The organism is Thermodesulfitimonas autotrophica, assembly GCF_003815015.1.
Taxonomy (GTDB): Bacteria; Bacillota; Desulfotomaculia; order Desulfotomaculales; family Ammonificaceae; genus Thermodesulfitimonas; species Thermodesulfitimonas autotrophica.
Genome location: NZ_RKRE01000002.1, coordinates 541482 through 567426 on the forward strand (window position 1 = coordinate 541482; position 25945 = coordinate 567426).

At 60.5% G+C, this 25945-nt stretch carries 22 protein-coding genes and 1 other annotated feature; of the genes, 4 read left to right on the plus strand and 18 right to left on the minus strand.

Going from position 1 to position 25945, the window contains the following annotated elements; translation table 11 throughout:
• Nucleotides 1-3: 3 nt before the first annotated feature.
• The 5 genes from nifV to gatC form a co-directional block, all read right to left on the minus strand.
• The gene (gene nifV / locus EDD75_RS06435) at nucleotides 4-1140 is read right to left on the minus strand and encodes a homocitrate synthase (protein ID WP_123929741.1); all 1137 of its coding nucleotides are present in this window, start codon (nucleotides 1138-1140) and stop codon (nucleotides 4-6) included.
• Between the two features lie 48 nt (nucleotides 1141-1188).
• A complete protein-coding gene (locus EDD75_RS06440; protein WP_123929744.1) occupies nucleotides 1189-1386 on the minus strand; it encodes a DUF6485 family protein in 198 nt (65 codons plus the stop codon).
• Between the two features lie 93 nt (nucleotides 1387-1479).
• The gene (gene gatB, locus EDD75_RS06445; RefSeq protein WP_123929747.1) at nucleotides 1480-2925 is read right to left on the minus strand and encodes an Asp-tRNA(Asn)/Glu-tRNA(Gln) amidotransferase subunit GatB; all 1446 of its coding nucleotides are present in this window, start codon (nucleotides 2923-2925) and stop codon (nucleotides 1480-1482) included.
• Between the two features lie 20 nt (nucleotides 2926-2945).
• Nucleotides 2946-4400 (minus strand): Asp-tRNA(Asn)/Glu-tRNA(Gln) amidotransferase subunit GatA, encoded by a 1455-nt coding sequence (gene gatA, locus EDD75_RS06450; RefSeq protein ID WP_123929750.1) that lies wholly within the window; start codon nucleotides 4398-4400, stop codon nucleotides 2946-2948.
• A 169-nt stretch (nucleotides 4401-4569) separates the two neighbouring features.
• On the minus strand, nucleotides 4570-4851 hold the full coding sequence (gene gatC / locus EDD75_RS06455) for an Asp-tRNA(Asn)/Glu-tRNA(Gln) amidotransferase subunit GatC (protein ID WP_123929753.1): 282 nt from the start codon (nucleotides 4849-4851) through the stop codon (nucleotides 4570-4572).
• A gap of 224 nt (nucleotides 4852-5075) precedes the next feature.
• Here gatC and EDD75_RS06460 point away from each other — a divergent pair, with 224 nt between their 5' ends.
• From EDD75_RS06460 to EDD75_RS06475, 4 genes are all read left to right on the plus strand, one after another.
• Entirely contained in the window at nucleotides 5076-6305 is a 1230-nt protein-coding gene (locus EDD75_RS06460; protein WP_123929757.1) for a 2,3-bisphosphoglycerate-independent phosphoglycerate mutase, read from the plus strand.
• A 203-nt stretch (nucleotides 6306-6508) separates the two neighbouring features.
• Nucleotides 6509-9064 carry an alpha-glucan family phosphorylase gene (gene glgP / locus EDD75_RS06465; protein WP_123929760.1) on the plus strand — a complete coding sequence of 852 codons (2556 nt, stop codon included), beginning with the start codon at nucleotides 6509-6511 and terminating at the stop codon, nucleotides 9062-9064.
• 24 nt (nucleotides 9065-9088) lie between these two features.
• Nucleotides 9089-10375 carry a stalk domain-containing protein gene (locus EDD75_RS06470; protein WP_123929763.1) on the plus strand — a complete coding sequence of 429 codons (1287 nt, stop codon included), beginning with the start codon at nucleotides 9089-9091 and terminating at the stop codon, nucleotides 10373-10375.
• Nucleotides 10376-10552: 177 nt separating this feature from the next.
• The gene (locus tag EDD75_RS06475; protein WP_123929767.1) at nucleotides 10553-12478 is read left to right on the plus strand and encodes an EAL domain-containing protein; all 1926 of its coding nucleotides are present in this window, start codon (nucleotides 10553-10555) and stop codon (nucleotides 12476-12478) included.
• A gap of 57 nt (nucleotides 12479-12535) precedes the next feature.
• On the opposite strand, the gene EDD75_RS06480 is transcribed toward EDD75_RS06475, so the two are convergent.
• The 13 genes from EDD75_RS06480 to EDD75_RS06540 all read right to left on the minus strand — a co-directional run bounded on the left by EDD75_RS06480 (nucleotide 12536) and on the right by EDD75_RS06540 (nucleotide 25833).
• A complete protein-coding gene (locus EDD75_RS06480) occupies nucleotides 12536-13369 on the minus strand; it encodes a peptidoglycan DD-metalloendopeptidase family protein (RefSeq protein WP_123929770.1) in 834 nt (277 codons plus the stop codon).
• Nucleotides 13370-13483: 114 nt separating this feature from the next.
• Nucleotides 13484-14797: a transcription termination factor Rho gene (gene rho / locus EDD75_RS06485; RefSeq protein WP_123929773.1), complete on the minus strand. Its 1314-nt coding sequence runs from the start codon at nucleotides 14795-14797 to the stop codon at nucleotides 13484-13486.
• A gap of 290 nt (nucleotides 14798-15087) precedes the next feature.
• Nucleotides 15088-15732, minus strand: a complete 645-nt coding sequence (gene fsa / locus EDD75_RS06490) for a fructose-6-phosphate aldolase (protein ID WP_123929776.1) — start codon at nucleotides 15730-15732, stop codon at nucleotides 15088-15090.
• A 40-nt stretch (nucleotides 15733-15772) separates the two neighbouring features.
• Nucleotides 15773-16636 carry a class II fructose-1,6-bisphosphate aldolase gene (locus tag EDD75_RS06495; protein WP_123929779.1) on the minus strand — a complete coding sequence of 288 codons (864 nt, stop codon included), beginning with the start codon at nucleotides 16634-16636 and terminating at the stop codon, nucleotides 15773-15775.
• Nucleotides 16637-16669: 33 nt separating this feature from the next.
• Nucleotides 16670-17344, minus strand: coding sequence for a hypothetical protein (locus EDD75_RS06500; protein ID WP_123929782.1), 675 nt, complete (start codon nucleotides 17342-17344; stop codon nucleotides 16670-16672).
• Nucleotides 17345-17498: 154 nt separating this feature from the next.
• Nucleotides 17499-17855, minus strand: coding sequence for a response regulator (locus EDD75_RS06505; protein WP_123929785.1), 357 nt, complete (start codon nucleotides 17853-17855; stop codon nucleotides 17499-17501).
• 14 nt (nucleotides 17856-17869) lie between these two features.
• Complete coding sequence (locus EDD75_RS06510) at nucleotides 17870-18532, minus strand: Yip1 family protein (RefSeq protein ID WP_123929788.1); 663 nt, start codon at nucleotides 18530-18532, stop codon at nucleotides 17870-17872.
• On the minus strand, nucleotides 18519-19466 hold the full coding sequence (gene sppA / locus EDD75_RS06515) for a signal peptide peptidase SppA (protein WP_123929791.1): 948 nt from the start codon (nucleotides 19464-19466) through the stop codon (nucleotides 18519-18521). The genes EDD75_RS06510 and sppA overlap by 14 nt, the downstream gene beginning before the upstream one ends.
• Nucleotides 19467-21080 carry a CTP synthase gene (locus EDD75_RS06520; protein WP_123929794.1) on the minus strand — a complete coding sequence of 538 codons (1614 nt, stop codon included), beginning with the start codon at nucleotides 21078-21080 and terminating at the stop codon, nucleotides 19467-19469.
• Between the two features lie 30 nt (nucleotides 21081-21110).
• Nucleotides 21111-22802 carry an arginine--tRNA ligase gene (gene argS, locus EDD75_RS06525; RefSeq protein WP_123929797.1) on the minus strand — a complete coding sequence of 564 codons (1692 nt, stop codon included), beginning with the start codon at nucleotides 22800-22802 and terminating at the stop codon, nucleotides 21111-21113.
• Between the two features lie 176 nt (nucleotides 22803-22978).
• Nucleotides 22979-24178: an aminotransferase class I/II-fold pyridoxal phosphate-dependent enzyme gene (locus tag EDD75_RS06530; RefSeq protein ID WP_123929800.1), complete on the minus strand. Its 1200-nt coding sequence runs from the start codon at nucleotides 24176-24178 to the stop codon at nucleotides 22979-22981.
• The gene (locus EDD75_RS06535) at nucleotides 24175-24672 is read right to left on the minus strand and encodes an Lrp/AsnC family transcriptional regulator (protein ID WP_245963091.1); all 498 of its coding nucleotides are present in this window, start codon (nucleotides 24670-24672) and stop codon (nucleotides 24175-24177) included. The genes EDD75_RS06530 and EDD75_RS06535 overlap by 4 nt, the downstream gene beginning before the upstream one ends.
• A 61-nt stretch (nucleotides 24673-24733) precedes the next feature.
• Nucleotides 24734-24960: a binding site (T-box leader), on the minus strand.
• A gap of 75 nt (nucleotides 24961-25035) precedes the next feature.
• On the minus strand, nucleotides 25036-25833 hold the full coding sequence (locus tag EDD75_RS06540) for a sulfide-dependent adenosine diphosphate thiazole synthase (RefSeq protein ID WP_123929804.1): 798 nt from the start codon (nucleotides 25831-25833) through the stop codon (nucleotides 25036-25038).
• Between the last annotated feature and the right edge of the window lie 112 nt (nucleotides 25834-25945).

The following is a 25945-nucleotide window of genomic DNA, read 5'->3' on the forward strand; positions in this document are numbered from 1 at the left end:
ACCCTATCCCCTCTTTCCGAAGTAGTCCTCGTAAATCTGCACCAGCTCCTTGTCGAAGAGCGGCCGCTTGAGGTCCACCGCCGCGCGGCGGATTTCCGGCAGGAGCTCCTCCGCCTGGTGCTTCGTAAGTTCGATGCCGTACTCCGCAAATTTGGCCCTGACGGCCGCCGTGCCCGAGTGCTTGCCGATGACGATCTGCCGCGCCAGTCCCACTTCCTCCGGCTGGAAAGCCTCGTAGGCCTTCGGGTTTTTCAGCACCCCGTCGGCGTGGATGCCCGATTCGTGGGCGAACATGTTCCGCCCCACAATTGCCTTCCAGGCGGGAAGCTCCCGGTGCGCGGCCCGGGAAACATACTCGGCAATCTCCCGGAACATCTCTGTTTTGAAGCCGAGATCGTGCCCGTAGAGAATCTTCAGCGCCATCACTACCTCTTCGAGGGCGGCGTTGCCGGCCCGCTCCCCGAGACCGCAGACGGTGACGCCGATCCAGTCGGCCCCGGCCTTAACCCCGGCCAGCGCGTTGGCGGTGGCCATGCCGAAGTCGTTGTGGGTGTGCATCTCCACCGGAATGCCGACCTCGTCGATGATCCGCTTGATATTCTCATAGGTGGTGAAGGGGTCGAGCACGCCCACGGTGTCGCAGTAGCGGAGCCTGTCGGCTCCCGCCTCCTTGGCCGCCCGCGCAAAGGTGAGCAGGAAATCCATGTCGCTTCGGGACGCGTCCTCCGCGTTTACCGAGATGTAAACGCCGTGCTTCTTCGCAAAGGCCACCGCCGCCGTCATTTTCTCTATCACCCACTCGCGGGAGGTCTGCAGCTTGTACTTGATGTGGATGTCGGAAGTGGAAATGGATATGGCCACCGCATCGACCCCGCAGGCAAGCGACGCCTCGATATCCTTGATGACGGGGCGGTTCCAACCCATGATGCTCGCCTTCAAACCCGCCCGGCAGATCTCCTTGATCGCCTCGGCCTCGTCCCCGCCCATTACCGGGATGCCCGCCTCAATCTGGTGCACACCGAGCTCATCTAAAAGCTTCGCGATCCGCACCTTTTCCCGGTTGGCGAAGACCACCCCCGCGGTCTGCTCGCCGTCGCGGAGGGTGGTATCAACGATCTTGATTTCTCTCCCCGCAAACAAAATGTAACACCTCGCATGGAAAAATTTTTTAAAACAGGGCTATGACGGTTAGCGCTTCTGGTGCGCCCGGATGAAAGCCTCAACCGACCGGTCATAGGTCCGCTCCGCCTCGGGCGGGAAGAAGCATCCCGGAAGTTCACCCCGCCCCCGGTGGTAGGCAACGCACTCGCAACAGATTCCCTTTTTATCGCAATGGGCGTAGGTGCAGGTGCACAGCTTCAGGTTCTTCTCCTTACGGCACTCCATACGATCACCTCCCGCTAACGTATGCGACAGCCGGCCCCGGCGTAAACTGCTATGCAACCTTTAACCCAACGTCCGCGCCCAAGCCTAGTAGCGCTAACCATCACGCAGGTTTTCCCTCAAGAGCTTGTTCACCAGCGCGGGATTCGCCTTCCCCTTGGTCGCCTTCATCACCTGGCCCACCAAGAAGCCGAGCGCCTTTTCCTTCCCCTGCCGGTAATCGGCCACCACCTTGGGGTTGGCCGCGATAACTTCCCGCACCACAGCCTCAAGCGCCGCCGCGTCGCTGATCTGAACCAGCCCCTGCTCCGCCACGATCTTTTCCGGGTCACGGCCGGAGCTGAACATCTCCTCGAAGACCGTCTTGGCAATCTTCCCGCTGATCGTCCCGCTGTCAATCAGCTTCAAGAGGGAAGCCAACTGCTCTGGCTTCACCGGCGACGCCGTAATCTCCGTATTCGTCGCGTTCAGCAGGCGCAGGAGCTCCCCCATCACCCAGTTGCTCACCGTCTTCGGTTGGGGGTAAAGCTTGACGCAGGCTTCGAAATAGTCGCCGATCTCCCGCGTGGCGGTGAGCACCCCTGCGTCGTAAGCGGGCAAGCCGTAGTCCCGCATGTAGCGCTCCCGCCGCGCATCGGGTAACTCCGGCAGGCTCCGGTAAATTTCCTCGACCCATTCCCGGCTGATCACCAGGGGCGGCAGGTCCGGCTCCGGGAAGTAGCGGTAATCGTGCGCTTCTTCCTTGCTCCGCAGCGGCAGCGTCACGCCCTTCCCCTCGTCCCAGGTTCGCGTTTCCTGGACCACCGCGCCGCCCGTTTCGAGAAGCTCAATCTGGCGCTCAATCTCGTAGGCCAGCGCCCGCTGGAGCGCCCGGAAGGAGTTAACGTTCTTTATCTCCGTTTTTACCCCGAACTCCTTCGTCCCGGCAGGGCGCACCGAAACGTTGGCGTCAACCCGCAGCGACCCCTCTTCCATCTTGCAGTCCGAGATGCCGGTAAACTGGATGATGCTCCGCAGCTTCTCGGCGTAGGCCCGCGCTTCTTCCGGCGAGCGCATGTCGGGGGCCGAGACGATCTCTAAGAGCGGTACCCCCGTACGGTTGTAATCGACCAGCGAGTAAGGGGTAGTCGTTACCGTGCCCTGGTGCACAAGCTTTCCGGCGTCCTCTTCCATGTGGATGCGGATGATGCCCACCCGCTTGCGGCCGTTCCCGGTATCGATCTCAAGGTAGCCGTTCTGCGCTAACGGCAGGTCGTACTGGGATATCTGGTAGTTTTTCGGCAGGTCCGGGTAATAGTAATTCTTCCGGTCGAACTTACAGAAACGGGCTACCTCACAGTTGAGCGCCAGGGCGGCACGGATACCGTACTCAACCACCTTTTTATTCAAAACCGGCAGCACGCCGGGTAAGCCCAGGCAAACCGGGCAGATGTGGGCATTCGGCGCGCCGCCGAAATGGGCGCTTGAAGCGCAAAAGATCTTGCTTTCCGTCTTGAGTTCTACGTGGATCTCCAGGCCGATTACGGCTTCGTAGGCATTCACGCTTCCGTCTGCCTCCCTTATTAAAGCGGCGGCCGCCGCGTTCCCACTCCCGCCTCCTGCTCCAAGGCATAGGCCGCCTGGAGCAACCGTCCTTCCGCGAAAGGCGGGGCGATAAACTGGACGCCCACCGGCAGGTTACCGGCAAAACCGGCGGGAACCGAGATGGCCGGCAGACCCGCGAGGTTAACCGCCAACGTGCAGATATCGGATAGGTACATCGCGAGCGGATCAGCAATTTTTTCGCCCATTTTAAAGGCCGGTGTCGGCGATGTCGGTGAAAGCAGGAGGTCGAACTTTTCAAAGGCCGCGTCAAAATCGCGGCGGATCAAGGTGCGCACTTTAAGCGCCTTCAGGTAGTAAGCATCATAGTAACCTGCCGAGAGCGCGTAGGTCCCAAGCATAATCCGGCGCTTCACCTCCGCGCCGAACCCCGCGCTGCGCGTCTTTTTGTACATCGAAATCACGTCTTCGGCGGGCACCCGCAGGCCGTAGCGAACACCATCGTAGCGCGCCAGGTTGGAGGAAGCTTCTGCCGGCGCGATCAGGTAGTAGGTCGGTAGGGCGTACTTCGTGTGGGGCAGGGAAATCTCCCCCACGGTCGCCCCAAGGCCCGCCAACAAGTCAACCGTCCGGTCGAGCACCGCCCTTACTTCCGGCGCGATACCCTCCCCGACGTACTCCCGCGGGATGCCGATCCGCCAGCCCTTGATATCGGGAACCAGAAACCCAGTGTAATCGGGAACCGCGTAAGGCACCGAGGTCGAATCACGCGGGTCATGGCCGGCAATGGCGTTTAAGAGCAGCGCGCAGTCCCGCACGTCCCGCGTGATGGGTCCGATCTGGTCGAGCGAGGAAGCAAAGGCCACCAAGCCGTAACGGGAAACCAAGCCGTAGGTGGGTTTGAGCCCGACCACGCCGCAAAACGCCGCTGGCTGCCTAATCGAACCGCCCGTATCGGAACCGAGCGCCATTACCGCTTCTCCCGCAGCTACCGCGGCCGCCGAACCGCCGCTCGAGCCGCCCGGAACCCGCTCCAAGTCCCAAGGGTTAGCGGTGGGGAAAAAGCCGGAGTTCTCCGTGGAAGAACCCATCGCGAACTCGTCCATGTTCGTCTTGCCCGTGAAAAGAACGCCTTCCTTCTTGAGCCGCTCGATCACTGTGGCGTCGTACGGCGGAACAAAGCCTTTCAGGATCTTCGAAGCGCAGGTGGTTTCGACGCCCAACATGCAGATGTTGTCCTTCACCGCTACCGGGATGCCCGCGAGCGGCGGCACTTCCTCTCCGGCCGCGATCCTATCGTCGACCGCGCGCGCCTGCGCCCGCGCCTCCTCCCGCAGCAGGCAAAGATATGCCTTCACCTTCAGCTCGACGGCGTCGATGCGGTCGAAGACCGCGTCGGCAAGCTCCACCGCCCCTATTTTTCTTTCCCGCAAGAGCCGGCCAAGTTCGTGCGCCGGGGTGAAAAAGAGCTCCAAGGCAACTCCTCCTTGGTTACGTTCAACGTTCAACGTTCACAGTTCAACGTTCAAGGTTCGAAGGGCAAAGCTAAAAAATCAAGTGTCACGGTGCCGCGCCCAAAACCGGGAGCCCACCCGCATATCTTTGCCGCAGTGGCTCGGGTAAAATCCAAGCACCGCCGCAATATTATACGATGCGGGGAACGCGGAAAAAGCGCTCTTCCCTGTCCGGAGCGTGGGCCAGCACGGCCTCAGCATCGAGGTGCGTACCGACTTTATCCTCGCGGAAGACATTCTGCAGGGGCAAAACGTGGGCAAGCGGAGGCACATTTTCCGTATCCAGCTCTTTCAAGACCGAAGCGTACTCGAGAATCTTCGCTAACTGCCCCGTGTACAGCTCCTTCTCTTCCTCCGTGAGCTCGAGCCGCGCTAGTAGCGCGACATGCTCCACGTCTTTCCGCGTAATCATTTCTTTTCTCCCTTCTGCACAAACCACAGCAAATTATATCAAACTTTGGCCGCCACTAACAAGCCCTCGCTCTCAAAACCGGCCGCTCCGGGAAAAGCCTAATCTGCGCCTCAACCGCAAAAGCAGGAGCGGCGCGGAACTTGTAAATCATAAAAAAATTGTGCTAAAATCAAGTAACCGTGCCGTCTGTCAGCCTCAACTATTTTTAGAACGGAGGGTGCCCTGTGGAACTCGAAAAACTGCTTGGCGAACTCGCCCGCCCGGCTGCAACCAAAATGGTCCTGGTAGTTCTCGACGGCATCGGCGGCCTGCCGGTGCCGGAATGCGGCGGCAAAACAGAGTTGGAAGCCGCCCACACGCCGAATTTAGATGCTTTGGCCCAAAGATCGGAGCTGGGGCTCGCCCACCCGGTTCTCCCCGGTATCACTCCCGGGTCGAGCGCCGGGCACCTGGCCCTCTTCGGCTACGATCCCCTGAAGTATATCATCGGCCGCGGCGTGCTCGAAGCCTTAGGCATCGGTTTCCCCCTTGAGCCGCAGGATGTGGCGGTGCGGGCAAACTTCGCCACGGTGCGGCACACCCCGGAAGGGATCGTGGTTACCGACCGGCGGGCCGGACGCCCCGCCACCGAACACACCGCAAAAATCTGCGCCCTCCTGCAGGAAAACATCCCCGAAATCGAAGGCGTGCCTGTTTTTATCCGGCCGGTGAAGGAACACCGCTTCGTCGTCGTTTTTCGCAGCCCGGAGCTAGGGGAGCAGGTGGCCGATACCGACCCGCAGGCCGTTGGCGCCCCGCCGCTCCCACCACGGGCGCTCACCCCGGAAGCGGCCAAGACCGCAGCCGTCGCCGCCAAGTTTTTAGAGCGGCTGGCCGCGCTCTTGAAGGACGAGCCGGCCACCAACTACGCCCTGCTGCGCGGTTTCTCCCGCCGGCCGCAGCTCACCCTTTTCCCGGAACGCTTCAAGGTTCGCGCCGGCGCGATCGCCGTCTACCCGATGTACCGGGGTCTCGCCTCTCTTACCGGGATGGAGCTTCTCCCCGTAGCCGGCGAAACCATCGCCGCCGAAATGGCCAGCCTGAAGGAAAACTGGGACGGCTACGACTTTTTCTTTCTCCACGTGAAGGGAACCGATTCCCGGGGCGAGGATGGCAACTGGGAGGGGAAGGTAAAGGTAATCGAAGAGTTCGACCGGCTCCTCCCGGAAATCCTGGCGCTTGGGCCCGACGCCCTTGTTATCACCGGCGACCACAGCACCCCCGCCGTGTACCGGGGCCACAGCTGGCACCCGGTACCTTTTCTCGTCCACTCGCGCTGGGTCCGGCCCCGCCGGGAAACACAAGGTTTTTCCGAAGCCGCATGCGCCGCCGGGACCCTGGGGCACTTCCCCCTTCTCTACACCATGAACCTGCTCCTGGCCCACGCCGGCCGTCTGACCAAGTTCAGCGCTTAAGACATGGAAACGGGAAGCCCGCCTCCCGAGGCGGTCCCCGGGAGGCACCGCCGGGTCTGTTTGCCTTTGCCTTTGCCTTTGGAAGCGGGTCAGACTACCTTAAAGAAACGCCTTTCCGGGACGAATATACTTTTACACAGCGAAAAGTTAGCGCCGCGAAAACCAGCCCCTTCCCGCGGCGAAAAGATAAGGAGGTAGCGCGGATGTTCTTTTTCCGTTCGCTCGCCGTAATGCCGCCGTTACCGCCGGCGCTCGCTAAGCTGGCGGTGCTGGCGAAAAACTTCTGGTGGTCGTGGGAGCCGGGGGCCGATGCCGTCTTCCGCTGGCTCGACGAGGAGCTCTGGGATAACCTCCACCACAATCCCGTCGCCTTCCTGCTGTCGCTCCCCCCGGAAAAACTCGCCGAGGCGGCCCAGAACCCGGAGTACATGGAGATTTACGAGGAGTGCTGCGCCCGCTTCGAAAAGTATCTTAACCAACCAACCTGGTTCGACCAGACCTTCCCGGACAAGAAAGAGCGGGTGATTGCCTACCTTTCCGCCGAGTTCGGGATTCACGAATGCCTGCCGATCTATTCGGGCGGCCTGGGGCTGTTAGCCGGCGACCACCTGAAGGCGGCCAGCGATCTGGGCCTCCCGCTCGTGGCCGTGGGGCTGCTCTATAAATTCGGCTACTTCAACCAGGAGATCAATCCCGAAGGGTGGCAGGAGGCCCGCTATCCGCTGCTTAATTTCTATAAAATGCCCATCACCCCCGTTACCGACGGGGAAGGTCGCGAACTCGAAGTGCAGGTCGAGCTTTCCGGCCAGAATATCTGCCGGACAGTCTCGCTCCGGATCTGGGAGGCGACCGTCGGGCGGGTGAAACTCTATCTCCTCGACTCCGACACCCCCCGGAACCGGGTGGAGGACCGGCAGCTCACCGGCCGGCTTTACGGCGGCGACCACGAGATGCGCCTCGTCCAGGAGATCCTCCTCGGCATCGGTGGGGTGCGGGCGTTGCGCGCCATGGGGATCGAACCGGTGGTCTGGCACATTAACGAAGGACACGCCGCTTTTTCCGTTCTCGAACGCCTCCGGGAGCTCGTGAGCGAAGGACTGGAGCTCGAAACGGCTCGCGAGGTAGTGCGCGCTTCAACCATTTTTACGACCCATACCCCGGTGCCCGCGGGCCACGACATCTTCCAGCCGGAACTTCTTTCCTGCTATTTCGAACACTTCTATCACCAGGGGAGCTTGAATTGGAATGCCTTTGTCGCCCCGGCCTACGATCCGGACCGCCAGGGATACAACATGACGCTTTTAGCCCACAGACACGCTTCCTACACCAACGCGGTGAGCCGCCTGCACGGCGAAACCACCCGGCGGATGTTTTTCCACATCTACCCCGGCATCCCGGAGGCGGAGATCCCGGTAACCACGGTGACTAACGGCGTTCATATCGAGACGTGGGTGGCCCCGGAGTGGGTGGAGCGCTTCAACCGCGTCGCGGGTGACAAGTGGCGCACGCCTTATAACAGCCCGGAGGTCTGGGAAAAAATCGCCAAGATGCCGGCCGCGGAGATCTGGAGTGTCCGCAAGGAGCTTAAAGCCCGGATGTTAGAAAAATGCCGGGCGCGCCTCTTGGCCCAGCGCCAGCGCTATTTTGCTTCGCCCAGTCAGCAAGAGGAGATTGAGACTTACCTGCCACCTGACGTGCTGACCGTCGTTTTTGCCCGGCGTTTCACGACCTATAAACGGGCCTACCTCCTGCTGCGCGACCGGGAAAGGCTCGCCAGGCTGGTCAACGACCCCGAGCAACCGGTCCAGTTCATCTTCGCCGGGAAGGCCCACCCCGCAGACCGCAGCGGCCAGGAAATCATCAAGCAGATCTATGATCTGAGCCAGGAAGAACCGTTCCGCGGCAAGGTTACCTTCGTTGAAGAGTACGATATTGAGTTGGCGCAGTGCCTGGTGCAGGGCGCCGATGTCTGGCTCAATACGCCGCGCCGGCCGCTTGAAGCCAGCGGGACCAGCGGCCAGAAAGCGGTTTTGAACGGTACCGTGCATTTGAGCATTCTCGACGGCTGGTGGCCGGAGGCTTACAACGGCAAAAACGGCTTTGCCGTTGGCCGGGGGGAGGTCCTGCCGGACGACACGACGCAGGATTATTACGACAGCCTCTCCCTTTACGCCGTGCTCGAAGACGTGGTGATACCTGCTTACTACCGGCGGACCCACGGCGTCCCCCGCGATTGGATCGAGATCATTAGGGAAGGGTGGCGCTCCATCCCCCACTATTTCAATACCGGGCGGATGGTAAAGGAGTACGCGGCGCGCTTCTACGTGCCGCTTATGGAGCGATACGACCAGCTAGTCAAAGATAATTACGCCGCCGCCCGGCGGGTGCGGGATTTCAAGGAGTACCTGACGCAGAACTGGCCGGCCGTCGCCGTTCTCAGCGTTACCGCGGAAAGACCGGCGCTCCCTGTCGCCGGCCAGACGATCGCCGTGGCGGCCACCGTGCGTCTCGGGGCCATAAAACCGGAAGACGTGGTGGTGGAAATAATGCTCGGCAGAAGCAAAGACTGGCAGCTCACCGAAATGAACGGGGTCCGGATGGAACTGACCGAAGCCTTAGGGGACGCCACTTACCGCTTTTCCGGGACCATCACCCTGACCCAAGGAGCACTCGGCTACACCGTGCGGGTAAGACCGGCAGACTCCATGTTCGTGCACCCCTTTGAGCTGCCGCTTATCGCCTGGGCGCCGGAGTTTTAAGCCTGACCGGGAGAGACGCGGTAAATGAGATCTTGGCACCGGCTTCTCGTTTTCTTTGCCTTGTGCGCTACCACCGCTGGCATCGCTTTGGCGACCGCCACGCCAGCTCTTGCCATCCCGGTCGCCATGGTCGTCAACGGGCGGCCCGTCCAGCCCGACGTCCCGCCGGTTTGTGAGAACGGGCGCCTTCTCGTGCCGCTCAGGACGGCCGCCGAAGCCCTAGGCGCCACCGTGACTTACGACGCCGCCGCCCGCACCGTTACCGTAGACAGGAACGGGACCCTGATTACCCTCGGCGTAGGCGCGGCATGGGCCCGGGCAGGCGACCAGACCCTCACCCTCGAGGTGCCCGCCCAGGTCGCTGGCGGGCGGGTCTTGGTCCCCTTGCGCTTTCTCGGGGAAGCCCTCGGCGCGTACGTCTCCTGGAATCCCGTAGCGCAGGCGGTTTACCTTAGCGACAGCCTTCTCGGCCTGCCCGGCTGGAGCCAGCCTCTGGGCAGCACGCCGCCGGTGGTCTACCGGGACGGCGAGGAGGCCAGGGTAAGGCTCCTCTGCCCCGCGGCCGGTTTGGTGACGGCCGAGGCGTGTGTGGATATCACGGCGCGGGTGCAAACCGCCTTCGCGGAACTCGTCGCGGTAGTGGAAAAAGAGGGCGAGCGGAGCGACCAGCCGCTGACGGTCCGCAACGGGCTGGTAGCCGGCCGCGTCTGGCTGCCCTTCGGCCCCGGTGACTACCGGGTCACCCTCTGCAGCCCGCCGCAAGACGATACCCTATCAGGGCTGGTGCAGTTCAGAGTTCGTAACCTCGGCCGGACGGAACTCCGGTACCTGGCGCCCACCGACTGGATCGACTGGGATCACCCGGAAATCCTCAAGCTCGCCCGGGAGTTAAAGCGGGATAAGCCCTTGGAAACCGTCCTGGCCGTTCACGACTGGGTGGCCAAGGAGATTACCTACGACATTGCCGCCGCCCGCTTGCCGCGGATCCCCCATAAGCGGGCCTCGGAAGTCCTTCTTACCCGCAGCGGCGTCTGCGAACATTTCAGCCGCCTCTTCGCCGCCCTTTGCCGCGCTAACGGCATCCCGGCAGCCGTTGTGCGCGGCTTCGCCCGCCAAGAAAACGAACCCTGGCCCCTCCAGCCGAACCATGCCTGGAACGAGGTCCTAATCAACGGCCGCTGGATCACCGTCGATGTCACCTGGGACGCCGGCCACCTTGATGACGGCCGGTTCAGCCGCGAATTCAGCCGGGACTACTTCGATCCTGACCCGGCCCGCTTCGCCCTAACCCACCGCAAGAGCGCCTCATAAAGTAACCTCTTTTCCCACCGACCAGTAAAAGCTTTTGGGAGCAGGAAAACGGACCGGGTTTATAGAAGTAATCCTTGTCGAACAACAGAAGAGGCTGTCAAGTGCCCGCCTGGGGTTGTCGCAGCGCCTGCTTCTTCAGGGCGTTCTCGCGGCCCGGGCGGCCTAAAGGCGAAAGTCATGTACACCTCTAACAACTGGAAATTCAAGCTGGTGCTCTTGCTGCTCCCCATCGTCGGCGTCGCTTTTTTGGGCTCCATAGCCGCCATTTTTCTTTCAAAAAGCGACATTTACAAGCTTGTCGAGTCGAAACTGAGATCCGACTTAGCTATCGGTTACACCCTCATAGACCAGCTTTATCCCGGCCCCTGGGTAGCAAAAAACGGTAAGCTTTACAAAGGCGACGTTTTGATGAACGGCAACTATATGCCGGTAGATTTGGTATCGCACCTTACCGGTGACACAGCCACCATCTTTCTCGGGGACGTGCGGGTAACCACTTCGGTACGGGACGAGACCGGTAAGCGGCTCGTAGGGACCAGAGTGGCCCCCGCCGTAGCCGAAAGGGTCCTGAAGCAGGGGCAGAACTACTACGGCCGGGCGAAGATTGTAAACCGGTGGTATTTGACCGCCTACACGCCGCTACGTGACACCACCGGGAAAGTGATCGGTATCTGGTACGTGGGGGTACCGCTTTCGCAGGCGAATACGCTTGTAGAGAAGGCCGCCCTAAGTATTGTGGTTACCGGTTTAGTTTCCGTTTTTTTCGGAACGCTACTCCTGCTACCGCTGTTACGAAGGGAACATTACCTGGCCACGCATGACCCGATGACCCGCCTGCCAAACCGCTACGCCCTTGAAAGGAAGCTTACCAAAGCAATAAGCCGGGCGAAACGGGGCCAGAGAAGCGCCCTGCTCTTCATGGATATTGACAACTTTAAGTTTATCAACGATGCTTTCGGCCATAGTATAGGAGATAGGCTGCTGACCGCCGTGGCCGCCGCGCTCCGGAAAGAACTACGGCAACAGGACTTCCTCGCCCGGTGGGGCGGCGACGAGTTTGTGGTGCTGGTGGAGGTAAACGGCGATGTGGAGGCGAAAGCGGTGGCCGAAAGGTTGCGCCAAGCCGTGGAAGGTCGCGACTTCCACCTTTCCCCGCCCAATTACACGTTCCAGCTAAGCCTCAGCATCGGCTTGGTGATGCTTAACAAAGAGAGTACCACCGACCCGCAAAAGTATCTCTCTGCTGCTGATATCGCCCTTTTTATGGCCAAGGAAGAAGGTAAGAACAAGGTCGTCTGCCTGACCGGTTTAGACGATCCGGCAAGTGAGCTAAACAAAATAAACCGGACCGTGGCCCTCATCAAACAAGCCCTTAAAGAGAACCGCTTCGTTCTCTTCCTACAGCCCGTAGTAGAACTCAGTACAGGTAGGGTGGTTCATTACGAAGCCCTTATCCGCCTAAACGGAGAAGACGGGGCGTTGATCGCTCCCGGAGCCTTCCTGCCGGTGGCGGAACGCTTTGGCCTGATCTCCCAGATCGACCATTGGGTGATCAATTCGGTCTTCAACATCCTCCAGGCGCACCCCGGGCTGACGATTTTTGTAAACATTTCTGGTATCAGCCTGGCCGATAACAGGCTGTTAGAGTTTGTGGAAGCGATGCTCCGCGAAAAAGGCGTCAGCCCTTCCCGCATCGGTTTCGAAATCACCGAAACCGCCGCCCTGCGGAACTTTACGCAGGCCGAGCTCTGGATGCGCCGGCTCAAGGCCTTAGGTTGCCACATCGCCATTGACGACTTCGGCTGCGGCTACTCCTCGTTTTGTTACCTGCGGGCACTGCCGGCGGATTACCTAAAGATCGATGGTAGTTTCGTCCGGGACATAGATACGAACCCTACCAACCGGGCCATCGTCGAGGCCATGAAGACGGTAGCCCACGCCCTCGGCAAAGAGGCCATCGCCGAGTTTGTGGAAAACGAGTCGGTACTGGCAATTTTGCAAGCTTACAGCGTTCGTTACGGCCAGGGCTACCACCTGGGCAGGCCCGCACCGCTTGCCGAAGTTCTCACCGCCAGTCCGCAGGAAAAGTCTTCAGCCACGTAACCGTCGTTGGGGACGCATGAGAGCCAGCTCCGCTTCCGTCCGTAAGCGGAGTGATTTCTAACTCCGGAGGAAAGGTACCGGGTCGTAAGGGGTGCCGTTTACCCGCACCTCGAAGTGGAGGTGGGGGCCTGTTGAGCGGCCGGTATTCCCTACCGTGGCAATGACTTCGCCGGCTGCAACCGTCTGCCCGGGGACTACATAAACCTCGTTACAGTGGGCGTAGTAGGTTGTGCGCACGTCGTCGTGCTGGAGAATTACTAACAGACCGTAAGTTCCTGCCGGGCCGGCATAGACTACCCGTCCCCCCGCGGCGGCCCGTACGGGCGTGCCCGCCAGGGCAGCGATGTCTATCCCCTCGTGCGGCCGCCCGTCCCGCAAACCGAAAGGCGAAGAAACCGGACCCAGCACCGGCCAGCTCAAGGGTTCGCGATCCCCACGGTCTTGAGTCTCCGGTGCGTCCAGGGATACGGGTACCAGCAACTCGGTGCCGACAAGCAGGGGCGCGCCGGCATCAAGACCGTTCGCCCGCAACAGCTCTTCGACCGGCACCCCGTAACGGCAGGCAATATCCCAGAGAGTGTCGCCCGGAACGACCCGGTAGGTAAGCCCGCCCGCAGGCACCACTAGATACTGGCCTGCATAGATCGGGTCGGAAAGCGATAAGCCATTCGCCTGCGCGATGAGCGCCGCACCAACGCCGTAACGCCTGGCAATCCCGCAAAGGGTGTCACCTGCCGCAACCCGGTAGTAGGTTGGCAGACTTAAAACAGGCGCCGCCGGCTCGGGCGCCGCGCCTAACCACTCGTCAGGCTGGGCAACCGCCCGGCCGCTTAAGACTACCCCCGTGAGCAAAAGAAGAATAACAACAATAAAAACGCTGCTCCGGCGCATGACTACCTCCGTAATGGCAAAATATGCTAAGAATAAAATTGCCGGAACAGCCCAATTTTATACCTTCTGTAGCTCCGTTAGCAGGGGTTTTCTCAGGCAGGAACCCGTTTTTAATCAGCCCAGGTTAGCATCACGGCGCGGGGCAATGAACTCCAGGTCAACCTTATCGCCGCTCACCTGCTTAAAAGCCTGGAAATTCCGCAGCAGGTCGGCGTTGCTCCGGGTGCGCCTGATCTCCTCAAGAAGGTGCTCCATCGCCTCCCAGGGCGTCATCTGGTTGGTAGCCCGCCGGAAGTACCAGACGAGCTCTAACTCCTCCCGCGAAAGCAACAGCTCCTCCTTGCGCGTCCCGGACCGCTGCACGTCGATCGCCGGAAAGACCCGGCGCTCCGCCAGGCGCCGGTCGAGAACCAGCTCCATGTTGCCGGTTCCCTTAAACTCCTCAAAGATGACGTCGTCCATCCGGCTGCCCGTTTCGATCAGCGCCGTGGCTAAAATTGTAAGGCTGCCCCCCTCCTCAAGTTTCCGCGCAGCCCCGAAGAAGCGCTTCGGCTTATGCAGCGCTGCCGGGTCAACGCCGCCCGACAAGGTGCGCCCGCTTGGCGGCACCACCAAGTTGTGCGCCCGCGCCAGGCGCGTGATGCTGTCAAGCAAAATCGCCACGTCGTGCTTGTGCTCGACGAGGCGTTTGGCGCGCTCGAGGACCATCTCCGCCACCTTGACGTGGTTTTCCGGCGGCTCGTCGAAGGTGGAGCTCACCACTTCGGCCCGGACCGAGCGCTCGATATCGGTAACCTCCTCCGGGCGCTCGTCGATGAGCAGGATGATGAGGTGGATCTCCGGGTGGTTTGTAGTGATGCTGTTGGCGATCTCCTTTAAAAGCGTGGTTTTGCCCGCCTTGGGCGGCGCCACGATGAGCCCGCGCTGACCCTTCCCGAGAGGGGAGATCAGGTCGATGATCCGGGTCGAGAACTTGTGGGGTTCGGTCTCCAGGCGAATCCGCTCGTAGGGGTAGAGGGGGGTGAGGCTGTCGAAGTGAATCCGCTCGGCAAGTGCGGCGGGATCGGTATCGTTCACCCTCTCCACCCGCAGGAGGGCCAGGTACCTTTCGCCCTCCTTGGGGCGCCGCACCTGCCCGGCCACCAGATCCCCGGTACGCAGGTCGAACTTCCGGATCTGGGACGAAGAAACGTAGATGTCTTCGTTCGAAGGAAGATATTTAAAAGGCCGCAAGAAGCCGTAACCGTCGGGAAGAATCTCAAGGATCCCCTGTGCGTACATCACTCCCTCTTTCTCCATCCGCGCCTTCCTTATCTCGTAAATTAATTCCTGTTTCCGTAGCCGGTAGTAACCGGGAATCTCAAGTTCCTTCGCTATCTTGTAAAGCTCGGCCACGGTTTTCGACTCGAGGTCGTTACCTGGATACAACTCTTTTCACTCCTTGCTCTTAGTCTTTACCGGCGGGGAACAAGCCTTACACGGCAGCCACAAGGGAGGAGACTTTCCCCGGAAAGGAAGCCTTCACCCGCGCAAGATAACGCGCATCCTAATTCCTGGTTCAAGGCCTTTAAACCGACCGCTTGGGTGCAGAACAGCCTGCAGAACTTTCCAGGATCATTCGGGGAGATACTGAAGGAATTGACTCACCCTAAAAAACCAATTTCTGGTCTCCGGTAATAATTTTAGCCCTTCACACCGCGAAATATACTTCGTCCGGCCTACTTTTTCATCCCGGCCCAGTCGGCCATAAACCGCCTGATACCCTCATCGGTCTGAGGATGTTTGATCATCTGCAGCAAAACCTTATAGGGAATCGTGGCGATGTGCGCCCCCGCCCTGGCGGCCGCAGTGACGTGAAGGGGGTGACGGATGCTGGCCGCAATGATTTCGGTAGGGAGATCGTAGTAGCCAAAAATCTCGGCAATCTCGGCTACAAGGGCTATCCCGTCGTGGCCTACATCATCAAGGCGCCCTACAAAAGGACTCACGAAAGCCGCCCCGGCGAGCGCTGCAAGCAGAGCCTGGTTGGCCGAAAAAACAAGGGTAACGTTGGTCCTGATCCCCTTGGCCTTAAGCGCCTTAACCGCCTGCAGCCCTTCGGCAGTAATCGGGATCTTGATCACCACGTTAGGGTGAATTGCGGCCAGCTCTTCGGCCTCGGCAACCATTCCCGCTGTGTCGAGACTTAAAACTTCCGCGCTGATCGGCCCGTCGACGATAGCGGTAATTTCCCGGATTACTTCCTTGAAATCGCGCCCTTCTTTGGCAATCAGAGAGGGATTGGTAGTTACGCCCTGAATCACCCCGAGGGATGCGGCATGGCGGATCTCATCTACGTTTGCCGTGTCAAGAAAAAGCTTAATCGTCCTTCACCTCACCCCAAAGTAAAAACCCGCGCCTTCATTATACCTCGTTTGCCCGGTTTGCGCTACCGAAAATGCGAATTTTTTCCCGGATTATTTCTACCGCCGCCTCCCGCGCCGGCCCCAAAATTTTCCGGGGATCGATCTCGTCGGGGGCAGCAGCAAGAACCGCCCGCACCTTTTCGGTGAAGGCCTGCCGGATATCGGTATCGATGTTCACCTTCCGAATGCCGCGCCGGATCGCCTCCCGAACCGCATCCGCCGGAACGCCGGACGAGCCGTGCATCACCAGCGGGATTTTAACCTTCGCCGCAATTTGGCTTAAGCGCTCGAAGTCGAGACGCGGCTCCCCTTTATAGCGGCCGTGTGCCGTACCGATAGCCACAGCGAGGGCGTCAACCCCTGTTTCCGCCACAAAGCGGGCCGCCTCGTCCGGGTCGGTAAAGAAAGCCTCCGCCTCGGCCACCGAAATGTTGTCCTCGGTGCCGCCGATGCGCCCGAGCTCCGCCTCAACCGAGATGCCCACGGCGCGGGCAACACTCACGACCTGCTTGGTAAGCGCTACGTTCTCGGCAAAAGGAAGGCGCGAACCGTCGATCATTACCGAACTGAAACCGGCGGCCACGCAGCGGACTACCTGCTCGAAGCTTGTCCCGTGGTCGAGGTGCAGGGCCACCGGCACCCTGGTCCGCCCGATAGCGGTCTTCGCCAGCGCAGCGATGAAGTCAAGCCCGGCGTACTTGATCGCCCCCTGGCTGGCCTGCAGGATGACCGGCGCATTCTCCGCCTCCGCCGCCGTAATGATTGCCTGCACAATCTCCATGTTATTGCAGTTAAAGGCACCGACGGCATAACCGCCGGCCGCCGCCGCCTGCAAGAGGTGCGCCGTCGTCACCAAGGGCATCCTGTATATCCCCCGCTTTATATTTTTATCGTCCTACTTATTATCGCGCTTAATCCCTTTTTTCTTACCCCGCACCTTTCTGTCCAGGTTAGAAAAGCCACGGCGGGAAAGTTCGATCGCGGGAAGTTCCTGAAGGCGGAGATAGTCCTCCTCGGTTTCGGCGTAGATCACTTTCATCCGCTCGCAGTGCTTGCACCGCAATTCCAAACGGTCGGGCAGAACCTCAAGCTCGATCTTGTTCTTGCCGCAGGGGCAGAATACCCCGCCCTCATCGGCCATCTCCTGCACGTAGTTAAGGACCTCGTACATCACGTCCGGGTTGACAAAATAGCTCGGCCCACCGAGCTCCTCGATCAGTTCCTCTAATTCCTCCTGGTAGGAAGGGATGGCCGCCCGCACCTTATCTCGCGGCCCGATGCTTCCTAACTCAAGCCCCGTCTCCAAACATAAAAGCGGCGTTACCTCTTGAGACCAGAGCCTCTTTCCCGATAGCTGGTAGGTGTGCTGCAGATCACAGATGGTGCAGTTAACTTCGAGGGTGTACGCCGCGTAATCTCGTGTTGTAACCCGGGCCTTCTCCACGCCGCAGGAGCAGATCACCCTCCCAGGTTTTCGCTTCGAAACCGCAAAACGCGAGAGGTGAAAAAGCTCTAGCCGGCCACAGTCGGGACACCGGAGCATTATCACCGTATCGGTGGGCACGATCATAAGTTTACCTCCTAAACGCCAGGCTTGGTGACTAATCCTGCCGCTCGCTCATGAATGCGGCTCGCCGTTCAAATGTTTTCTTCTTGTAGTTCGCCGTACCCTACGGAACTCCTGCCGTGGAGGCCCCTTTTTCTATCCTATTCGGGCAAGTAATTTATGGTTTGCCTGACAGCGGCACCATTTCTTGCACCAGCCGGCGCAGGTCGCTCAAGTCAAAAGGTTTCCGCAGCACAAAGGCAGCCTGCGGGACAGATACCTCCCCGGGCTCGCCCGTAATCAGCACCCCCGGGACTCCGGGAGCCAAGCGCGCCAGCTCGTCAAGCACCGCAACCCCGCTTTTCCCCGGCAGCTTCAGATCTACGAGGACCAGAGCCGGAGCCTCTTCCCGGGCAAGAGATAACCCCTTCTGCCAGTCGGGCGCCGTTTTCACCCGGTAGCCGCTCTCGCGCAGAGCCTCTTCAACCAGCCAGCAGATAAGCGGTTCGTCGTCGATCACGAGGATGTAAGACATGGTACCCTCAGAACTCAGCCTAATGAAAATGACGGGAGGAGTGCACCGGCGGAAACCACTATGCCGATAACAAAAATCACGAAAAGGCAGACCAAAACCGCAAGCGGCAGCAGCACCGTAATGACCGCACTCCCCGTAGTAAAGCGGTGCACCTCCCGCAGGCCGATCACCAGGAGAATAACTTCCCAGACAAGAACGCCGAGCCCTACTAAGCCCCCCAGGGCGGCAGCCGGCACCGCGGCGACCTTCAGGATGTCCAGCGCCAGCTCAACCGGCACCAGGAAAATACCCGGTAACCCCGCCAGGGCGCAGACCACAAGCGTTCCCCGCGGGTTGCCCCGGCCACCTAAGAGCCCTGCGAGGAAGTGGAAAAGGGCGCTGTACAGAAACCATTTCGCCGCGGCAAAGACTATCGCTATAAGAACAAAGGCGGGCAAAAGCCCGGTAACCACCCGGGTTACCTCCGTAACGTTGGCACCCGGTATGCCCGCAAAGTTTGAACGCAGCAGAAACGACCCGGCGAGGGAGTTGCCAAGCGTCAGCAGAAAAAAGATAAACGCCGCCTCTTTCAAAGGCGGTGCCCCACCGACGGCCCTGAAAGTAGCAGCAGGGCTGAAAAGAACACCGTGAACCAGTTCCAACAGGCCCAGCCGGCCTGTTCCGTTACCGATCTCCATAGATTATACCCCTCTCCGGTGCGAGTTGGGGACCCAAGAGCCAGACCGGTAGCATGCGGGAAGAAAAGAAGGAGTCACCGGTAACGCCCCGCAACAGGCTTTCCCAGGGGAAGCGGCCGGGGCCCAGGTTAACGACTTCCGGCTCACCTTTTATTCCGGCCAGCCGCCCGGCGTAACGGACCGCGTCGCGCAAGTCGCCGAGCTCATCGACCAGTCCGACCTCTTTCGCCTGCCGGCCGGTGAACACCCGCCCGTCGGCTAAAGATAAAACCTTTTCCCGGCGCATTTTCCGTCCTATTGCCACCCGATCGATAAACTGCGCGTAGATGTCATTCACCATCCCCTGAAAAATGGCCCGTTCCTGCGGCGTCATCGGCCGGCTCTCGGAGCCCATATCCTTGTACGGGCCGCTCTTGATCGTTTGCTTACTAACGCCAAGCTTCCCGTAAAGCCCGGTCATCTCGAAAGTCTCTATCAGGACCCCGATACTGCCGGTTATGGTGGCGGGATTAGCGAAAATGCAGTCGCTGCCGGCCGCCACCCAGTAAGCCCCCGAAGCGGCCACGTCCGCCATCGAGGTCACCACCTTTTTGCCGGCTCGCTTTACCCGCTCGACCGCGCGGGCCACCTCCTGGGAAGCAGCCGCCGTCCCACCGGGGCTGTCGATCCGCAGCACAACGGCCTTCACGCCCGGATCCTCTTCTGCCCGGCGCAGGGCGTCGAGGATTCCGCCGGTACCCGAAGTCCTGCCGCCGAACAGCCCTCCGTCCGTCTCGCCGGCAGTTATTATCCCTTCGATATAAATAATGCCGATCTTCCCGCCGCCCCCCACACCTCTCGCTCCGGGCGTCCGGCCACCGCTCACTGCGGCAGCCACCACCACAGAAACAATGAGGAGCCCTAAAACGAGCGCGCCGATCAGCTTTTTCATCATCTACTCACAGGTCCCCTTCGCCGCCGCCAGCGCGGCGCCTACGAAATCGCGAAAGAGAGGGTGCGGCCGTGACGGCCGGGATCTAAACTCGGGATGGAACTGGGTCGCCAAAAACCAGGGGTGGTCCCGCAGCTCCACGATCTCCACCAGGCGGCCGTCGGGCGAAATACCGCTACAGGTGAGCCCCGCCCTGGTAAAGGCTTCCCGGTACGCGTTGTTAAACTCGTACCGGTGGCGGTGGCGTTCCCAGACTTCCGCCGTCCCGTAAGCCCGGTAGGCTAAGGAACCGGGCACTACCCGGCAGGGGTAACGCCCCAGGCGCATTGTCCCGCCCAGGTTGGTTACTCCTTTCTGCTCCGGCAGAAGATCGATTACCGGGTGCAGCGTTGCGGGATCGAACTCGGCACTGTTCGCCCCTTCAAGGCCGAGGACCGAGCGCGCGAACTCCACTACGGCTAACTGCATCCCCAGGCAGATGCCTAAGAAGGGGATGTGCTTCTCGCGGGCGAAGCGGATCGCCCGGATTTTTCCCTCCGTGCCCCGCTCACCAAACCCCCCCGGCACTAAGATACCGCCGACCCCTGCTAACAGCAGCGCAGGCTCTTTTCTTTCTAATTCCTCGGCATTGACCATTCTAACGTTTACTTTGGCGTTATGGGCAATGCCGGCGTGGCAGAACGCCTCGAGGATGCTAAAGTAGGCGTCGCGCAGTTCCACATACTTCCCCACCAGCGCAATCGTCACGCTGGTACGAGGGTTTTTCAACCGGTGGACAATCTCCTCCCAAGCCGCGAGGTCGGGCGGACCGCAGCGAAGATTAAGCCGTTCAACGATAAAGTCGCTAATCCCCTGTGATTCTAACAAAAGGGGCACCTCGTAAATTGTCTCGGCATCAACCGCCTCGATTACCGCCCGCGGCTCGACGTCGCAGAAAAGCGCAATCTTCCGCCTCATCTCCGGAGATAACGGCATCTCCGACCGGCAGACGATGATGTCAGGCTGAATTCCGATCCCCCGCAGCTCCTTCACGCTGTGCTGCGTCGGCTTGGTTTTGAGTTCGTTCGCCCCTTTCAGGTAGGGAACTAGGGTGACGTGAATGTAAAGCGTTTCTTCCCGCCCGAGATCAATCCGGAGCTGGCGGATCGCCTCCAAGAAGGGCAGCGACTCGATATCGCCGACCGTCCCGCCGATTTCAACGATGACGACGTCCGCACCCGTCTCCCGCTCGAGGACGAGGATCCGCTCTTTGATCTCGTTGGTGATGTGCGGAATCACCTGAACCGTATTCCCGAGGTAGTCGCCGCGCCGTTCCTTCGTAATAACTGACCAGTAAATACTCCCGGTAGTGACGTTGCAGAGGCGATTCAAATCGGTGTCGATAAAGCGTTCGTAGTGCCCAAGGTCGAGGTCCGTTTCCGCGCCGTCCTCCGTGACAAAGACTTCACCGTGCTGGAAAGGGCTCATCGTTCCCGGGTCCACGTTGATGTACGGGTCGAGCTTTTGAACGATCACGCTCAAGCCCCGGCTCTTCAGAAGCCGGCCAACCGAAGCCGCCGTGACCCCCTTACCCAGAGAAGAAACCACGCCGCCGGTGATAAAGATGTACTTGGCCATATTCTCCCCCACAAATTTAACTGATCATTGCTACATGCGTTCCGGCGCCCGCACGCCCAAAAGCCGCAAGCCCTGGCGCAGGACGATCCCGGTCGCCTGGACCAGGACGATGCGGGCCTCCTCCAGACCCGGGCCGGCGCCGATTACCCGGTGGACGTTGTAAAAAGAATGAAAGAGGCCGGCAAGGTTGTAAATATAGCCGGTTAAACGGTGCGGCGCCAGACCCAACGCGGCATCCGCCACTTCCTCCGGGAAGGCGGCTAACTGCTTCATTAACCGCTCCTCTTCCTCCGTGGCCAGGAGACTAAGATCGACCCGCGCGGGATCCGGCAACGGGATTCCCCTATCCGCCAGCTGTCTGAAGATGCTGGCGATCCGGGCGTGAGCGTACTGGACATAGTAGACCGGGTTCTCCATGCTCTGGGCCCGCGCCAGATCGAGGTCGAAATCAAGGTGGCTGTCCGCGCCCCGGAGCACAAAAAAGTAGCGGGCTGCATCCCGCCCGACTTCTTCCAGTAATTCTTCGAGGGTGACAAACTCCCCCGTGCGCTTGGACATCCGCACGATTTCCCCACCGCGGAAAAGCCGGACCAACTGCATAATGACCACCTGCAAGCGCTCGGGGTCGGCCCCGAGGGCTTTGAGCGCCGCCTTTAGCCGCGGCACGTGGCCGTGGTGGTCGGCGCCCCAGATGTTGATCAGCCACGCAAAGCCCCGTTCGAGCTTGTTGACGTGGTAAGCGATGTCCGCAGCGAAGTAGGTAGGCGCGCCGGTGGACCGGATGAGCACTTCGTCCTTCTCGGCGCCGTAATCCCGCGCTTTAAACCAGAGCGCCCCATCAAGCTCGTAAGTCGCCCCCCGCGCGGTAAGTTCCCTGATCACGCGCTCAACCGCGCCGCTCTTGTGCAGCTCTTCTTCGGAGAACCAGACGTCGTAACGGACGCCGAAATTCTCGAGCGCCTGCCGGATCGCGGCGATCTTTTCCGCCACCCCGAACCGGGCCAGCGCCTCACGCCGGACGGCCGCCGGCACATCCCGGTATTGCGTGCCCGTCGCCGCGATAAAACGCTGGGCGGTCGCAATAAGGTCACGGCCGTGGTAACCGTCTTCCGGAACCGGCACGTTCTCGCCAAACTGCTGGAAATAACGGGCTTCGAGGGAGGCGGCGAAACGCTCGATCTGGTAACCCGTATCGTTAATGTAAAATTCCCGGGTCACGTCGAAACCGCAAAAAGCGAGTAGCGCCGCGATGCTGTCGCCGAGCGCTGCGCCACGCGCGTTCCCCATATGCAAAAGACCGGTGGGGTTGGCGCTGACAAACTCGACGTTAACCTTCCGCCCGCCACCGATCTGCGACCGGCCGTAATCCTCACCCCGGCGTACTACCTCCCGGAGCGCTTCTTGGAGCCACGCCTTACGGAGATAGAAATTGAGAAAACCCGGCCCTGCCACCTCCACCTTCTCCACCCAGGGACACAGCTCCCCAGACCAGCGCTCGCGGATGAGAGAGGCCACCTCCCGGGGCGAGCGGCGGGCGGGCCTAGCTAATTGCAACGCAATGTTGGCGCTGAAATCACCGAATTTCTCTTCCCGAGGTGACTCGACGGTGAAATCAGGAACCGCAGTTCCCTCTGGAAGGTTTAGCTCCTCCCGGACGGTTTCGACCACCTGCTGTAGCGCGCGGGTGATCGCCGCCCGGATTTCGCTTTTCAGCGATTCCATTACTTGCCTCCCCAGGCGCCCCGTTCCGACTCCGGAACCAAATTCCGGACGTGCGCCGCCAAACTATATTTTAAATTAATCTTTTTCGAGCGCCCCTGTCAAGTAAGGAGCTTCGGCCCCGAGTAGCCGGGGAAACCCTCGGACCGCGGCACCAATTCCCTATTTCCCCGCCATAGTTACGCCCGCAGAACAGAAGCGCTTGCCGGTTTGCGTAAACGCTGCAGGAAATTCCCCATGCGCCGGAAGGCCTCGGTGAGATTGGCCACGGAAGCGGCGTAGGAACAGCGGATGAAGCCCTCGCCGCTCGGGCCAAAGGCGGTGCCGGGCACGACGGCCACCCGCTCTTCCCGCAGGAGCCGCTCGCAAAATTCCTCCGCGCTTAAGCCTGTATGCCTGATGGAAGGAAAGGCGTAAAAGGCACCTCCCGGTTCCACGCAGGGGAGGCCCAGCTCTTTGAAGGCGTTCACCACCAGCCGGCGCCGGTAGTTGTACTGCCGGACCATCTGCCGCATCTCGCCGAGGCCGTTTCGCAGCGCCTCAATCGCGGCCATCTGCGCCGTGATCGGGGCGCAGAGCATCGTGTACTGGTGGATCTTGGTCATGGCCCCGATGAAGGCCTCGTTTCCCGCCGCGTACCCCAGCCGCCAGCCGGTCATGGCGAAGGCCTTAGAGAATCCCTGCAAAACAACGGTTCGCTCCCGCATTCCGGGGAGCCTGGCGATGGAGACGTGTTCCCCTTCGTAGGTGAGCTGGGCGTAAATCTCGTCGGAAACCACCACCAGGTCGTGCTCCCGGACCACCGCCGCGATATCCTCAAGTTCCTGCCGGTTCAAAACGGCTCCGGTAGGGTTGTTCGGGTAAGCGAGGAGGAGGACCTTCGTTTTCGGGGTGATCGCCTTTTCCACCTGCGCCGCGCTTATCCGGAAGCCGTTCTCCATCCGGGTCGGCAGCGGCACCGGAACCCCACCGGCGAAAAGGGTGCACGGGATGTAAGAAACGTAGGTTGGCTCGGGAATTAGCACCTCGTCACCCGGAGCTACAAGGGCGCGTAGCGCCAGGTCAAGCGCTTCGCTCACCCCAACCGTGACGAGGATCTCTTTCTCCGCGTTATAACGTAGCCGGAAGGCCTGGCTGAGATACCGGGCAATCTCCTCCCGGAGCTCTTTGAGCCCTAAGTTGGAGGTGTACATCGTATAGCCTTTTTCCAGCGCGTAGATGCAGGCCTCGCGAATCCGCCAGGGCGTCACGAAGTCGGGCTCCCCGACGCCTAAGGAAATAACCCCCTTCATCTCGGCGGCAAGGTCGAAAAAGCGCCGGATGCCCGAAGGTGGGATGGCGCGCACGACCGGGTTAAGAAATTCCTCGGCAGCTTTCACGGTGAGACCACCAGCCTTGCCGCACCCTCTTCCTTACGCTCCAAGAGGATGCCGTGCTCTTTGTAGCTTTTCAGAACGAAGTGCGTCGTGGTACTTACTACTCCCTCAATGGTAGCCAGGCGGGTGGCCACAAAGAAGGCCACATCCTGCATCGTCCGGCCGTGCACCTCAACCGCCAGATCGTAGGTTCCAGACATCAGGCGCATCGTGCGCACCTCCGGAAAACGGGCGATCCGCTCCGCGACGGCGTCGAAGCCCACATCGCGTTGCGGGCTCACCTTAACCTCGATGAGGGCGATGACGTTTTCGGAACTGATTTTATTCCAGTTAACTAAGGCGTGGTAACCGATGATGAGGCCCTCTTCTTCCATCTCCCGGATGGCCTGCTCCACGTCCGCCGGCTCCATATTGAGCATGACGGCAATCTGCTGGGGCGTGTAACGCGCGTTGGTTTGCAACAGTCCAAGGATTTCTTTTCTCCGGTTTTCCTCCACAATAAACACCTCCTTAAAGCCTGCTTGGGTACGTGGCCTATAAAACCGAAACCCCGTCCCGTTTAAGGACGGGGTCTTCCACCCGCGGTACCACCTTAATTGACGCCCCGTTCGGGAGCGCCCCCTCTTCCCCGGTAACGGCGGGAACCGGAGAGGCATACTCGGTCCCGTCACCTTTCCGCCTCCCTGCTCCAGGGGGGCCAGGGCAGCGTCCTACCGCCGGGCTCCCACCGACCCCGGCTCGCTGGAGGAGGTCCATCCACCCTTCTTCCCCTTCATCGCTTTTGCGCTTTAATTCATTTTTACTACGTATCGGGAGATAAAGTCAATGACTTGAGAACTTTTTGCCATTGCCGGCTAAAGTTACGCACCCGCAGCGAGCTGCTCGGCAATCAGTTCCGCAACTTTCTTCCCGGAAAGGACCATCCCGCCAAAAACAGGCCCCATCCGGTAGCCGCCGGCCACCGCGTTAGCCGCCATCCCGGTGACGTAAAGGCCGGGATAAACCTCCCCGGTATGTTCGAGGATCTGGCGCTCTCCCACTTCCGCCCAGAGCGATTTCTCCCCCCGGATGCGCCCACCCGGCACCTTGAGCACCACCCCGTCCTTATCTGCCAGGATGCGGACCACCCGGGCATCGTGGCCGGTGGCATCGACCACGCAGCGGCAGCGGACGGCGAGGGGGTCAACGTGCAGCCCGGCCATCTCTACCGCCGTCCAGTTGAGCACCAGCCCCGCAACCACATCCTCCCGCAGCACCACATCCTCTACCGTAATCAGATTCATAATCTGCGCGCCAGCGCGGCAGGCCGCGTACGCAAAGCCGGTAACCGCTTCTACCGCATGGGCGGTATAGTAGCCCGGCGCGAACTCTTCGCAGCGGACCCCCACTTCTTCGAAAACGCCGCGGGCCGGATCTTGAAAGACAATCCGGTTGAACATCATCGCGCCGCCCCACATCCCGCCGCCGACGCTCAGCCGCCGCTCGAAAACAACGGTCTTGAGCCCCCGGCGGGCCAGGTAATAAGCGGCGGCAAGTCCGGACGGCCCAGCACCGACCACCGCCACGTCGCACTCTAACAAGGAAAGCAGGTCCTGGTGGTAACGCGTGATTATCGCCCGGGAGATGGTGCGCTCATCAAGGGGGAAATTGTAGTCCAACGAAGCCAGCTCCTCTCACCCGCAAGAAAATGGATTTAACAAATTATTATACCGCGGCAGGCCCGGCCGTCAAGGGCTGAAACACTCCGGGAGAACCCGCTTTTTTCCACGG